Origin of the sequence: Thermomonospora curvata DSM 43183 (assembly GCF_000024385.1) — a bacterium.
In the GTDB taxonomy this organism is placed as follows: Bacteria; Actinomycetota; Actinomycetes; order Streptosporangiales; family Streptosporangiaceae; genus Thermomonospora; species Thermomonospora curvata.
On sequence record NC_013510.1, the window covers coordinates 654,434 to 667,272 of the forward strand.

At 71.0% G+C, this 12,839-nt stretch carries 11 protein-coding genes; 5 read left to right on the forward strand and 6 right to left on the reverse strand.

The genetic code is table 11. The annotated features are described in order from the left end of the window. Positions 1–38 precede the first annotated feature (38 nt). The 4 genes from TCUR_RS24570 (at position 39) to TCUR_RS02905 (ending at position 6,389) form a co-directional block, all read left to right on the forward strand. Positions 39–3,716, forward strand: a complete 3,678-nt coding sequence (locus tag TCUR_RS24570; RefSeq protein WP_012850965.1) for an AAA family ATPase — start codon at positions 39–41, stop codon at positions 3,714–3,716. Between the two features lie 194 nt (positions 3,717–3,910). Next, positions 3,911–4,093 (forward strand): hypothetical protein, encoded by a 183-nt coding sequence (locus tag TCUR_RS02895; protein WP_012850966.1) that lies wholly within the window; start codon positions 3,911–3,913, stop codon positions 4,091–4,093. Between the two features lie 524 nt (positions 4,094–4,617). Then, the gene (locus tag TCUR_RS02900; RefSeq protein WP_012850967.1) at positions 4,618–5,235 is read left to right on the forward strand and encodes a DUF47 domain-containing protein; all 618 of its coding nucleotides are present in this window, start codon (positions 4,618–4,620) and stop codon (positions 5,233–5,235) included. Further along, a complete protein-coding gene (locus TCUR_RS02905; protein ID WP_012850968.1) occupies positions 5,232–6,389 on the forward strand; it encodes an inorganic phosphate transporter in 1,158 nt (385 codons plus the stop codon). Before TCUR_RS02900 ends, TCUR_RS02905 begins: the two co-directional genes overlap by 4 nt. A gap of 109 nt (positions 6,390–6,498) precedes the next feature. On the opposite strand, the gene pstB is transcribed toward TCUR_RS02905, so the two are convergent. The 6 genes from pstB to TCUR_RS02935 form a co-directional block, all read right to left on the reverse strand. Beyond that, positions 6,499–7,275: a phosphate ABC transporter ATP-binding protein PstB gene (gene pstB / locus TCUR_RS02910; protein WP_012850969.1), complete on the reverse strand. Its 777-nt coding sequence runs from the start codon at positions 7,273–7,275 to the stop codon at positions 6,499–6,501. A gap of 12 nt (positions 7,276–7,287) precedes the next feature. Continuing rightward, a complete protein-coding gene (gene pstA, locus TCUR_RS02915; protein WP_012850970.1) occupies positions 7,288–8,187 on the reverse strand; it encodes a phosphate ABC transporter permease PstA in 900 nt (299 codons plus the stop codon). Further along, positions 8,184–9,170 (reverse strand): phosphate ABC transporter permease subunit PstC, encoded by a 987-nt coding sequence (pstC, locus tag TCUR_RS02920; RefSeq protein ID WP_012850971.1) that lies wholly within the window; start codon positions 9,168–9,170, stop codon positions 8,184–8,186. Before pstC ends, pstA begins: the two co-directional genes overlap by 4 nt. A gap of 109 nt (positions 9,171–9,279) precedes the next feature. Then, the gene (gene pstS, locus TCUR_RS02925) at positions 9,280–10,386 is read right to left on the reverse strand and encodes a phosphate ABC transporter substrate-binding protein PstS (RefSeq protein ID WP_012850972.1); all 1,107 of its coding nucleotides are present in this window, start codon (positions 10,384–10,386) and stop codon (positions 9,280–9,282) included. 212 nt (positions 10,387–10,598) lie between these two features. Further along, entirely contained in the window at positions 10,599–11,492 is an 894-nt protein-coding gene (mshD, locus tag TCUR_RS02930; protein ID WP_012850973.1) for a mycothiol synthase, read from the reverse strand. A 67-nt stretch (positions 11,493–11,559) separates the two neighbouring features. Next, complete coding sequence (locus TCUR_RS02935; protein ID WP_012850974.1) at positions 11,560–12,273, reverse strand: response regulator transcription factor; 714 nt, start codon at positions 12,271–12,273, stop codon at positions 11,560–11,562. Between the two features lie 148 nt (positions 12,274–12,421). On the opposite strand from TCUR_RS02935, the gene TCUR_RS02940 reads away from it, so the two are divergent. After that, positions 12,422–12,676 carry a MoaD/ThiS family protein gene (locus TCUR_RS02940; protein ID WP_012850975.1) on the forward strand — a complete coding sequence of 85 codons (255 nt, stop codon included), beginning with the start codon at positions 12,422–12,424 and terminating at the stop codon, positions 12,674–12,676. The last annotated feature ends 163 nt before the right edge of the window (positions 12,677–12,839 follow it).

Sequence of the window (12,839 nt, forward strand, 5' to 3'; positions counted from 1 at the left end):
CGATGGGCCGGGATCCGTTCACGGCGGCGGAGCACGACATGCGGGCCATGGTGTCCGCCGGCTGGTGGCCGTCGGCGCCGCCGCAGCAGCGCCAGCACGTGATCGCCGGGCGCATGCTGGTGCTGCCCGACGGCACCTGGTGGCTGTTCGGCGCCTGGGCCCGCTGGTACCGCCTGCACCCCTCCGACGGCCAGTGGTACCTGTGCCCGCCGCCGCAGGCCCCGGCCACCCGGATGGCGGCGCGGCCGGCCCCGCAGACGGGCCGGCTGCCGATGCTGCCGCCGCACGTGCTGCCCGCCGGCCCCGACTTCACCTTCCAGGCGCCCGCCCCGCTGCCGTTCGTCGGGCACGGCATCTCCCCCGAGGTGACCGACCGGGTGCGCGCCACCATCGAACAGGCGGCCGCGCTCCCGGCCGCCGACTACCCCCACTGGTGGGCGCTGTTCTCCTCCGACGTCCCCAGCACGGTCGCGGCGACCTGGGGCGTGATGCTGTGGTGCGCCGTCGCGCCGGTGTTCGACTCCCGGCTGGACGAGCAGATGCTGCGGCTGTGGGAGCCGTACCGCGCCCGGCCGCTGCCGGAGGTCGACGGGCCCCGCTGGCTCACCCCGCCGCCGCTGGAGGCGCTGGTGGGGCTGTATGCCGAACGGCTGCGCGCCGGCCGGGTGGACGCGGCGGTGTCGGTGCTGCGCACCATGTGGGCGATGGCCGGGGCGCTGCGCGACGACCCGCGCTTTCAGGCCCGCGCCGACGCCCTGCTGGCGATCTTGAACGCCACTTTGGCCAACCCCCAGATGGACTACGGCGTGCTGCCGTACGGGGACCAGGCGCTCGTCCAGCAGTGGCTGACCCGCTGCCCGCCGAGCCTGGCGCCGGCGCTGCGGCACGAAAGCTCACCCGGCGACAACGTCCGGCACGCCTACTACGAGTTCGCCGAGGCCCTCGTCCCGATCGCCGGGGACCCGGCCGACCCCGCCTACATCGAGCCGCGGCTGGTGGCCGCCGCGCTGCTGGCCGCCGACCTGGCCAAGGTGCGCCAGGACGTGGCCGCCCAGGTGGTGCCCTGGCTGGACCCGGAGATCCGCTACACCATCCAGGCGGTGCAGGGGCAGACCGGGCACCCGCTGCGCCGGCTGTGGCCGCAGGACGCGCGGCTGCCCGAGCAGCTGCGCGCCGGGCTGGAGGGCGGCGAGCGGGCCGAATCGCTCCTGGCCTCCGCCTACGCGCTGGATCTGGCCTGGTGCCGCCTGGTGGGCATCCCGGCCCGGCCGCGGGGCTTCCCGATGCCCACCGCGATCCTGGGCGAGATCATCGGGGCGAGCCGGGCGCGGGCCGCGGTGGCGGCCGCCCCGATCACCCCGCCGCCGGGGGTCTCCCAGCCGCTGCAGCAGGCCGGCCGCCCCGGGCAGCCGGGCACGCCGCCCGGGGGGATGCCGGCGGCGCCGGCCGGCCCGGTCGGCCAGCCCGGCGGGCTTCCCGGCGCCCCGGCCTCCGGCAGCGTCCATCCCGCGGGCCGGCAGCCCGAGCCCGGTCAGCCGTTCATGCAGGCGCCCGCCGAGCCCCCGGTGGCGAACCCGGCCGGCGGGCAGGGGTTCGTCATCGAGCCGCCGCAGTCCTTCCAGCCGCCGGAAGGGGACGGGGAGGCCGGCGACGGTTTCGTCGTCCCCTACACCCGGCTCGGTTTCGTCCGCCCGGACGGCCCGCCGCCGCAGCAGCCGGCGGCCGAGAACCGTTCCCCTGCGCCGGAGCCGGCCGGGCGGGAGCTGCCCTTCGACCCGGCGGCCACCCGCCTCGACGACGGCGCGGGTTCGGCCCGTCCCGCCGCCGGCCCGCCGCGCACCCGCATCCTCGGCCAGGACGACATCCTCGGCGATGCCCCCGGTGAGACCCCCGGTGATGGGCCCGACGGCGAGGCCGCCCGGCAGGGGCCGCCGGTGCCACCCGCCCCGAACCCGGCCCTGGGCGGGGGCACCCGGATCATGTCCGAGACCATGATCGCGGACTTCGACTACCTGGACGAGGCTCCGATGCCGCAGGTGGAGCAGATCGCCCCGCCGCCTGAGCGGCCCGGCGGCGACGACGGGCGGGTGGTCGAGCGCTACGGCATCAGCTTCCTGTCCGGCCGGGAGGACGTGACCGTCCTGCTGGAGGAGCTGCGCACGCACCCGGCCTGGTCGGCGGGCGCCGCCGACATGGAGGCCACCCGCATCGACGGCCGTCCGGGGTCGGGGCCCCCGCCCAGCGTGCTGCTGGTCGGCAGCCCGCACACCGGGCAGCGCCGGCTGTCCCGCATGATCGCGCTGGCGTTGGCCGAGATCGGGATCGGCGACGGGGCGATCCGCACCGCCGACGCCGCCGACGTGCGCGGCGCCGCGCCCGAGCAGCTGGCCGCGGTGCTGGAGCCGGGCGGCCCGACGCTGCTGTTCGAGCGGCTGGACGTGGCGATCCTGGAGGCCGCCGACCCGGAGGCGATGGTGCGCTCGGTGCGCTCGGTGCGCACCCGGCCCGGCCCCACCACGCTGATCGCCACCTGCGAGCCGCGGCACTTCAAGCGGCTCTCCCAGGACCATCCGGAGCTGATCGAGCTCTTCCGCGTCTACCGGCTGCCGGATCTGACCCGCCCGGAGACCCGGATGAGGCTGCTGTACCTGCTGGCCGACGAGCGCCGGGTCACCCTCGACGCCGACGCCCTGGAGGCCGCCGAGGCCGACCTGCGGCGGCTGCGCGGCCCCGGCGACCTGGTCAACGCCCGCCTGGTGGAGGCCTACCTGGACCAGGCGTGCCAGCGGGGCATGGAGCGGGCCGGCGCCGCGCAGAGCCGGCTGGTGCTGTCGGCCCAGGACTTCGCCGGGGTGGCCGAGGCGATCGAGCCGGCGCTGCGCCCGCCCGGCGACATCGACGGCTACCTGCGGCAGCTGGACGCCCTGCTGGGGCTGGAGGACGTCAAGGCGGCGGTGGAGGAACTGGTCGCCGAGGCGCAGATGGCCGCCGAGCGGATCCGCCACGGGGTCGCTCCCGGCACGCAGGGGCGGCACCTGCTGTTCCTCGGCCCGCCCGGCACCGGCAAGACCACCGTGGCCGGGCTGGTCGGCGGCATCTACGCCGCGCTCGGGCTGCTGAGCTCCGGGCACGTGGTGGCCTGCCGCCCGGTCCACCTGGCGGGCCGGGACGCGGTGGACACCGACAACCGGGTGGCCGCCATGGTCGAGCAGGCGATGGGCGGGGTGCTGCTCATCCAGGAGGCCTACCGGCTGGACCGCGTCCCGCAGGTGGTGGAGGAGCTGCAGCGGCAGCTGGCCGACTGCGGCGACAGGCTGCTGATGATCTGCACCAGCCCGGCGGCCGAGATGGAGGGCTTCTTGGCCGGGCACCCCTCCTTCCGCGCCCACTTCGCGCGGACGCTGGAGTTCCAGGGCCTGGACGACCGGCAGCTGGTCCAGCTCTTCCAGAGCTACGCCGAGCGGGACCTGTACCTGCTGGACGAGGAGCTGCGGGTGGAGCTGCTGACCCGGTTCGAGCGGATGCGCCAGGACCCGTCGTTCGCCTACGCCCGCACGGTCCGCCAGATGTTCGAGCAGACCGTGGCCCGGCAGGCCGCCCGGCTGGCCGGCATGGACGTCAACGCCGCCACCGTCGCCCGGCTCACCGTCCGTGACCTGCCCGAATCCCCACTGGAGCGGATGCTGGGGAACTTCCAGCGCGACCCGCGGGGCTGAAAAGAGGAAATGATACTCGGGTGGTCAACGTGCCCCCTGTGGGCGGTGCGGCCCATGCCTCTTAAGGATGGCTACCGAATGACACTCTTGGGTCATGCGCCACAAGACGACCGGCGAGTAGCCTCGGCTATGGGTGTGGGGAACCGAGGAAGACTGCTTCCCCGCAGGCGGGAATCATCCTGGAGGTGGACGCGGTGCGACAGCAGATCGACCTGCGCGTCCACGACCGTGTCGCGCTGGACGAGATCGAACTCTACTCCGAGATCCTGAGCGCGGTGGCCACGGCCGAACGGCCGCTGACCATCGACGAGATCGACACGGTGCTCGGGGTTCGGCGTGAGGACGGGACCGGTCGTCGTGAGTCGACGCCACAGTAGGTAGTTCTTCCGAAGCGGCCGGTGCACCCCCGCGGGGGTGCACCGGCCGCTTCGTGTTCGGCGCACCTTAAGGGATTCACCAAGGGCGTTCAACTTCCGTATGCGCAATGTTCATCCATTGTTCACTTTTCCGTCGGGATGAGTTCACCGGCCGATGAGGTGCTGGGCGCAGATGCAAATCGCGGCTGGTTTGTAATCAATCTCACTTCCAGGGGCATCGCAGGGTGCGCTCTCCGGCCCCTCCTTCATACCCCTCACGGGTATTTGGCGCCGATCCGGCGCCCGTTCCCCGGCACCCCCGATGACGTGGGAAAACGCGGGAGCTGTGAGGTCATCACAGCCAGATGCGGCGCTATGTGAGCCTTGGCCCTAAGTCTCCCGTCCGGAGTGTGCTCAGGGTGCTTCGGGGCAATCTGCAAGGTGAGGAGGTGGGCACCGAAGGGAGAAGAACGGGGGAAGGTTCTTTTTCCGGCTGGTAACGCCTACGATCCTTCCGGATTGTTCCGGCACTTCAGGAGTATGACGTGCGACTGCGTCTCACGCCTCGTGAGGACAGCTTCTACGACATGTTCGCCGCCTCGGCGAACAACCTGGTCACGGCAGCCAGGCTGCTCGTGGAACTCATCAGCGACGGCGCCGACCGAGAAGCCATCGCGGAGAAGCTGCGCGCCTGCGAACACGCAGGCGACGAGGCGACTCACGCGATCATGCACCGGCTGAACGAAACCTTCATCACGCCGTTCGATCGGGAGGACATCTACCGGCTGGCGTCCCAGATCGACGATGTGATGGACGACATGGAAGAGGCCGCCGACCTCGTCGTGCTCTACAAGATCGATCAGTTGCCCAAGGGGGTCGTGCAGCAGGTCGAGGTGCTGGAGCGGGCCGCCGAGCTGACCGCCGAGGCGATGCCGCGGCTGCGCTCGATGAAGGAGCTCAACGAGTACTGGATTGAGATCAACCGGCTGGAGAACCAGGGCGACCAGATCTACCGGCGGTTGCTGGCCCACCTGTTCAACGGCTCCTACGACACGCTGACGGTGATGAAGCTCAAAGAGGTCATCGACCGGCTGGAGGGCGCCACCGACGCCTTCGAGCACGTGGCCAACACCGTCGAGACCATCGCGGTCAAAGAGTCATGACCGAGGCGCGTGAGACCGTCCTGAACCCCCCGCCCCCGCCCGGGGACGAGCCGCCCCCGCTCAGCGAGCAGGCCTCCCGGGTATCGATCAAGGCCTGGCTGGGGCTGCTGGCGCTGGTGCTGGTGGTGATCGGCGCCGGAGCGCTCGGGCTGCGCTCAGACGCCCAGACCGCGGTGCTGGTGCTGGTCGTCGTGATCGCCCTGGGCTTCGACTACACCAACGGCTTCCACGACGCCGCCAACGCCATCGCCACCTCGGTGTCCACCCGGGCGCTGACCCCGCGCGCCGCGCTGCTGATGGCCGCGGTGATGAACCTGCTGGGCGCGCTGCTGGGGGTGGAGGTCGCCAAGACCGTCAGCGAGGTGATCACCCCGCCGGAAGGGCTGCACGGGCTGACCGTGGTGGCCGCCGGGGTGCTCGGCGCCATCACCTGGAACATGATCACCTGGTACTTCGGGCTGCCGTCGTCGTCCTCGCACGCCCTGATCGGCGGCGTGGTGGGCGCGGGACTGGCCTCGGCCTCATCGGTGAGCTGGGGGACGGTCGTCGACAAGGTCGCCATCCCGATGGTGGTCTCCCCGGTCGTCGGCTTCTGCCTGGCCTACCTGGTGATGGTGGCCATCTTGTGGATCTTCCGCCGGGCGCACCCGCGCAAGATCGGCCGCCGGTTCCGCATCGCCCAGTCGCTGTCGGCGGCGTCCATGGCGCTGGGGCACGGCCTGCAGGACGCCCAGAAGACCATGGGCATCATCGTGCTGGCGCTGGTGACCACCGGGCACGCCGACGGCCAGAGCGTGCCGCTGTGGGTGATCGTGGCGTGCGCGAGCGCGCTGGCCGCCGGCACCTATGCGGGCGGGTGGCGGATCATGCGCACCCTGGGCCGCCGGGTGATCGAACTGGATCCGCCCAAGGGTTTCGCCGCCGAAGCGACGGCCTCGGCGATCCTGTACGCCACCGCCTACATCTGGCACGCTCCAATCTCCACCACCCACACGATCACCTCCTGCATCATGGGCGTCGGCGCCACCAAGCGGCTGTCGGCCGTCCGCTGGGGCGTGGCGGGCAACATCGTGATGGCCTGGGTGCTGACCATGCCGATGGCGGCGCTGGTGGCCGGCGTCGTCTACTGGTTCGTCCACCTGTTCGGGGCATAGCCGCCCTCGGCAACGGCGAAAAACGCGCCGGGCGCTCGCTGAAGCGCCCGGCGCGTTGCTCGTTGGAGCCCCCCGGAGGCGGCCCGTCCCGGGCGGCTGCTTCCTCCGCTCAGCCGAACCGGCCGGTGATGTAGTCCTCGGTGGCCTTCTCGGACGGATTGGTGAAGATCTTGCTGGTGTCGCCGATCTCGACCAGCCGGCCGGGCTTGCCGGGGCCGGAGATGTTGAAGAAGGCGGTGCGGTCGCTGACCCGGGCGGCCTGCTGCATGTTGTGGGTCACGATCACGATGGTGTACCGGTTCTTCAGCTGAGAGATCAGATCCTCGATCGCCAGCGTGGAGATCGGGTCCAGCGCCGAGCACGGCTCGTCCATCAGCAGCACCTGCGGTTCGACCGCGATGGCGCGGGCGATGCACAGCCGCTGCTGCTGACCGCCCGACAGCCCGGCGCCCGGCCGGTGCAGCCGGTCCTTGACCTCGTTCCACAGCCCGGCGCCGCGCAGCGACCGCTCGACGACCTCATCCAGCTGGGACTTGCGGCGCACTCCGTTCAGCTTCAGCCCGGCCGCCACGTTGTCGTAGATCGACATGGTGGGGAAGGGGTTGGGACGCTGGAAGACCATGCCCACCACCCGCCGTACCGCCACCGGGTCGACGCCGGGTCCGTACAGGTCCTCAGAATCCAGCAGCACCTTGCCCTCGACGCGGGCGCCGGGGATGACCTCGTGCATCCGGTTGAGGGTGCGCAGGAAGGTGGACTTGCCGCAGCCGGACGGGCCGATGAAGGCGGTCACCGAACGCGGCTCGATCGTCATGGAGATGTCCTCGATGGCGCAGACCGAGCCGTAGTAGGCGTGCAGCCCGGAGACCTCGATGCGCTTGGCCATGGGGCGAAACTCCTAACGGGAGACGGGCTTGCGCAGCCGGGCCAGCAGCCGCGCGCCCAGGTTGAGCAGCATGATGAGCAGGATCAACGTGAGCGCGGCGGCCCAGGCCCGCTCGATCGCCTGCGGGTTGGGGTCGCCGGCCTGGTACCAGATGAAGGTCGGCAGCGAGCCCTGCGGCCCGGCGAAGGGGTTGGCGTTGATGGCGTCGGTGACGAAGATCAGCAGCAGCAGCGGGGCGGTCTCGCCCATCACCCGGGCCACCGCCAGCATCACCCCGGTGACGATCCCGGTCAGCGCGGTGGGCAGCACCACGAAGCAGACCGTCCGCCACCGCGGCACCCCCAGCGCGTACGAGGCTTCGCGCAGGTCGCCCGGGACGAGCTTGAGCATCTCCTCGGTGGCCCGCACCACCGTCGGCAGCATCAAGATGGCCAGCGCCAGCGACCCGGCGAACCCCGAGTACTCAAAGCCCAGCGCCACCAGCCAGAAGGCCATGACGAACAGGCCCGCCACGATGGAGGGGATGCCGGTCATCACGTCCACGAAGAAGGTGATGACACGGGCCAATCGCTTGCCGTCACCGTATTCGACCAGGTAGATGCCGGTCAGGACGCCCAGCGGCACCGCCATGGCCGTACTCAGCCCGACCTGCTGCAGCGTGCCCACGATCGCGTGGTTGGCGCCGCCGCCCTCGTCCCCGCTGGACAGCCCGTTCATCGAGTACGTCAGGAAGGTCAGATCCAGCCGGGCCAGCCCGCGGGTGAGGACCATCCACAGCACCGACGCCAGCGGGATGACCGCCAGCACGAACGCCGCACAGACCAGCACCCGCACGGTCAGGTCCGCGGCCCGGCGCCGGGCCGAGACCTTCGGCAGGCCGCCGGGCGGAGAACCGGTCGCCGTGATGCTCATGCGAACTCCCTGTGCCGGGCCACGATCGCGCGGGCGGTCATGTTGACGATCAACGTGATCACGAACAGCACCAGCCCGGAGGCGATCAGCGCGCCCCGGGCGGTCTCGCCGGCCTCGGCGAAGCTGTTGGCGATGTTGGCGGCGATGGTGTTGCCGCCGTCTTTGAGGATGTGGATGCTGATGCCGCCGGCGGTGGACAGCACCATGGCCACCGCGATGGTCTCCCCCAGCGCCCGGCCCAGCCCCAGCATCGCGGCGCTGATCATGCCGGAGCGGCCGAACGGCAGCACCGCCATCTTGATGACCTCCCAGCGGGTGGCGCCCAGCGCCAGGGCGGCCTCCACATGGGCGGTGGGGACCTGCAGGAACACCTCGCGGGTGAGCGAGGAGATGATCGGCAAGATCATGATCGCCAGGATCACCGAGGCGGTGAGCAGCGACCGGCCGCCCACGCTGTCCCCACCGAACAGCGGGATCCAGCCGAAGTAGGTGTTCAGGAAACGGCCGACGTCGTCCATCTTGGTGCTGAAGTAGTGCAGGCCCCACAGGCCGTAGACGATGCTGGGCACCGCGGCCAGCAGATCGACCAGGTAGCCGAGGGCGGCGGCCAGGCGGCGGGGCGCGTAAAAGGAGATGAACAGCGCGATCCCGAACGCCACGGGGGTGGCCATCAGCAGCGCCAGAAACGAGGTCATCACCGTCCCATAGGCCAGCTGCGCGATGCCGAACACCGGCGGATCGGCGTTGGGGTTCCACTCCTGCTCGGTCAGGAAGTTGGCGGTGTTGGCCTGCAGCGCGGGGATGGCCTTCCAGATCAGGAACACCGCGATGGCCGCCATGACGGCCAGCAGCGCGATGCCCGATGCCCGGGACGTCAGCGCGAAGATCTGGTCGCCCCGGCGGCCGGTGCTCATCGGCCGGCGGACCGCCCGGCTGCCGGCGGCGATGTCGGCCGCCCGGCCGATATCTGCCTCGCTGGTCACGAAACTGCCTCCTTGGGGGTGCCGGGTGCCGAACCCGCGACGGCCCCGCCACCGGTGCGCGTGGTGGCGGGGCTGCGCGGGGCTCGTGCCTTGCCGTTCAGGACGCTGCTCAGGACAGGGCCTCGACGGCTGCGCGGACCTTGGCCGCCAGGGCGGGCGACAGCGGTGCGTAACCGGCGTCGGTGAGCACCTTCTGGCCGTCCTCGCCGGCGGTGTACTTCAGGAAGGCCTTGACGAACGCGGCCTGGTCGGCCGGCAGGCCCTTGGAGCAGACCACCTCGTAGGTGACCAGGAAGATCGGGTAGGCGCCGGCGGCACTGGTGTTGTAGTCCAGCTTCAGCGCCAGGTCATGGCCCTGGCCGACGATCTCGGCGCTGTCGAGGGCGTTGCCCACGCTCTGCTCGGAGACCTCCACGTACTCGCCCGAGCCGTTGGCGATCTTGGCGGTCTGCAGGCCGTTCTTCTTGGCGAAGGACATCTCCACGTACGAGATGCCGCCCTCGGTCTGCTTCAGGACGGTCACCACGCCGTCGGACTTGGGCGCCCCCTGGCCGCCGGCCTCGGTCGGCCACTTCTTCTCCGGCTCCCACTTCCACTCGTCACCTGCGACGTTGCTCAGGTAGTCGGTGAAGTTCTCGGTGGTGCCCGACTCGTCGGAGCGGTGGATCGGCTTGATGTCGGTGTCCGGCAGGTCGGTGCCGGGGTTGTCGGCGGCGATCGCCGGATCGTTCCACTTTTTGAGCTTGCCGGCGAAGATCGCCGCCAGCGTCTTCGGCTTCAGCTGCAGGCCGTCCACGCCGGGCAGGTTGTAGATCACCGCGACCGGGCCGACCACCATGGGCAGGTTCCAGGCCGGGTTGCCCTGGCAGCGCTGCCGCGCCCGGGCGGCCTCCTGCTCATCCAGTGCCGAGTCCGAGCCCGCGAAGGCCACCTGGCCGGCCAGGAACGCCTGGATGCCGGCACCCGAACCGGCGGGGTTGTAGTTGAGGGTGGCGCCCGCGCACTGCTGGGCGTAGATCTTCTTCCACTCCTCGATGGCGTTCTTCTGCGAGCTGGCGCCGGCGGCGTTCACCGTGCCCTTGACGCAGTCGATCTTGCCGGTCGGCGCGTTGGACGCGCCGGCCCCGACGTTGTCGTCGGAACCACAGGCCGACAGCGCCAGCGCGCCCGCAACGACCACGCCACCGAGGGCGGCGAGTCGAGAGCCGTTCTTCACCGGGGATTCTCCTCTTGGTCGTCGTGCGGCGGACCCCCGTGGAGATGGCAGGCATGGGGTCCACCGTCGCAGGCGACGCTAAGGAGGGCAGGTGTCCAGCCACCCTGATCCAGGTGAACGAACGGTGAAGTGAAAGGGACACCGCCGCGAAAGTCGCGTCGACCGGGCGTTGACGTGCGGTAAACGCCACTGGTCACGGCGATGTCCGGGGATCAGTGCGGCGGCGGGCTCTGGTACATCACGTCCACCGCATACCGGGTGAAGCCGAGGGACTCGTACAAACGCAGCGCCGGCCGGTTGGACTCGTCCACATACAGCATCACCGCCGGCAGCCCCCGGTCCCGCAGATGGTGCAGGCCGATCAGGGTCAGCACCCGGCCCAGTCCCAGTCCTTGGGCGGAGGGGTCCACGCCCACCACGTACACCTCGCCGATGGGGTCGGGGTGGACCTTCGTCCAGTGAAAACCGATCAGTCGGCCGTCGCGTTCGGCCAGGAACAGCCCTGCGGGGTCGAACCAGGGCTCGGCCTGCCGGGCGCGCAGGTCCTCGAGCGTCCAGGCGCCCTGCTCGGGGTGATCGGCGAAGGCGCGCCCGTTCACGCGCAGCCAGGCCGTCTCGTCGCGGCCGGGTTCGAAGGTGCGGATCGTCACCCCGTCTGGGACGGTCACCTCCGGCAGCGGGGAGTCCTGCAGCGGCCGCCGCATCTGCAGCAGCACCCGCACCCGCGCCATGCCCTCGGCGGCGGCCAGCGCCGCGGCGGGGGCCAGGTCGCCGTGCGCCCACACCCGCAGCGGGCCGCGGGCGCGCTCGCGCAGCGCGCGCAGCAGTGCCCGGCCGTGACCGCGCCGTCGCCGGCCGGGGTGGACGACCACCTCGCCTGAGGCGCCCGCACCGTCGGGGGCGGGGTCGAGATGGGCGTAACCGGCGATGACGCCGTCTTCCAGCGACAGCAGGGAACGGGACCGGCCGGCCCGCAAGGTCAACAGCGCCTGCTCCGACAGCGGAGCCACGCCGTCATGCCGTGTCGCGGCCTCCGCCAGCGCCAGCACCTGGCTGATCTGCGGGTCGGTCAGGCCGTCGGAGAAGACCAGGGCACGCTCGTCCATGGGCGCCACCCTAGTCTCGCCCGATCCGCCGACATCCTGCCGGGATGTCTTGCGGACCGTTCCAAAATCAAGAACGCACGGGCTCCCGGGTCTCCGATTCGCCCGGCCGGTGGTCCGGGACGAACCGGTAGCCGACGTTGCGGACCGTGCCGATCAGCGACTCGTACTCGGCGCCGAGCTTGGCCCGCAGCCGCCGCACGTGCACGTCCACGGTCCGGGTGCCGCCGAAGTAGTCATACCCCCACACCTCCTGCAGCAGCTGGGCGCGGGTGAACACCCGTCCCGGATGCTGCGCCAGGTACTTCAGCAGCTCGAATTCCTTGAAGGTCAGGTCCAGCACCCGGCCGCGCAGCCGCGCGGTGTAGGTCGCCTCGTCGATGGTCAGGTCGCCGTTGCGGATCTCGCCCGGCACATCGTCGGCCTCGCTCGCGGCCGCTCTGCCGATGGCCAGCCGCAACCGGGCCTCGACCTCGGCGGGTCCCGCGGTCTGCAGCAGCACGTCGTCCAGCCCCCACTCGGGGCTGAGCGCGGCCAGACCTCCTTCGGTGACGACGGCCAGCAGTGGGCAGTCCAGCCCGGTGGTCCGCAGCAGCCGGCACAGGCTCTTGGCCTGCACCAGGTCGCGGCGGGCGTCGACCAGCACCACATCGGCCGGTGGGGCGTCGATCAGTGCGGATGCCTCCGCAGGAGCGACGCGTACTGAGTGCAACAGCAACCCCAACGCGGGGAGCACCTCATCGGAAGGTTCCAGTGCGTTGGTGAGCAAGAGCAAACTGCTCAAGGGCCGCCTCCCGCCCTAAAAAGACGTCAAGGACCCGGGTGGCCTCGTCGCCCGGATCCCTCGGGTATGAGGATATCCGAGGTGTCCAATGAGGCAATGGCAAGTGTCTGCCGGGTTTCGGCTGTTGCGAGAATGAGATCCTGAGATCATGGCGAGGGGCACCATCAGGTACTGGGCGGCGGCGCGCGCCGCCGCGGGGGTCGAGGAAGAGCCCTATGAGGCCGCGACGCTGGCCGAGGCGCTGCACAACGCCCGGCGCGGCCGGAGCGGCGACTTCGCCCGGGTGCTCGAGCGCAGCTCATTCCTGATCGACGGCGCCCCGGTCGGCACCCGCCCGCACGAGGGCGTCGCCCTGGCCGAGGGCGCCGTGATCGAGGTGCTGCCGCCGTTCGCGGGTGGCTGATCTCACATCCCTCCGAGCCGGATGTGATTTCCCGGACGGTTTTGGAATCTCGTTTGCGAGTTTTCAACTTCGGTCTACGATCCGATGGCGCCGTCCGTATATCGGCTTATATTCCAGACCCGTTCCCCGTGAGCCGAACGCCGGGAAGGCGCGCCTTGGGGAA

What these genes read in the sequence shown, in the direction of transcription:
- TCUR_RS24570 (WP_012850965.1), top strand. Translation starts at nt 39, where the DNA reads ATGCGGGCCATGGTGTCCGCCGGCTGGTGGCCGTCGGCGCCGCCGCAG.
- TCUR_RS02905 (WP_012850968.1), top strand. Translation starts at nt 5,232, where the DNA reads ATGACCGAGGCGCGTGAGACCGTCCTGAACCCCCCGCCCCCGCCCGGG.
- pstB (WP_012850969.1), bottom strand. Translation starts at nt 7,275, where the DNA reads ATGGCCAAGCGCATCGAGGTCTCCGGGCTGCACGCCTACTACGGCTCG.
- pstA (WP_012850970.1), bottom strand. Translation starts at nt 8,187, where the DNA reads ATGAGCATCACGGCGACCGGTTCTCCGCCCGGCGGCCTGCCGAAGGTC.
- mshD (WP_012850973.1), bottom strand. Translation starts at nt 11,492, where the DNA reads ATGGACGAGCGTGCCCTGGTCTTCTCCGACGGCCTGACCGACCCGCAG.
- TCUR_RS02940 (WP_012850975.1), top strand. Translation starts at nt 12,422, where the DNA reads ATGGCGAGGGGCACCATCAGGTACTGGGCGGCGGCGCGCGCCGCCGCG.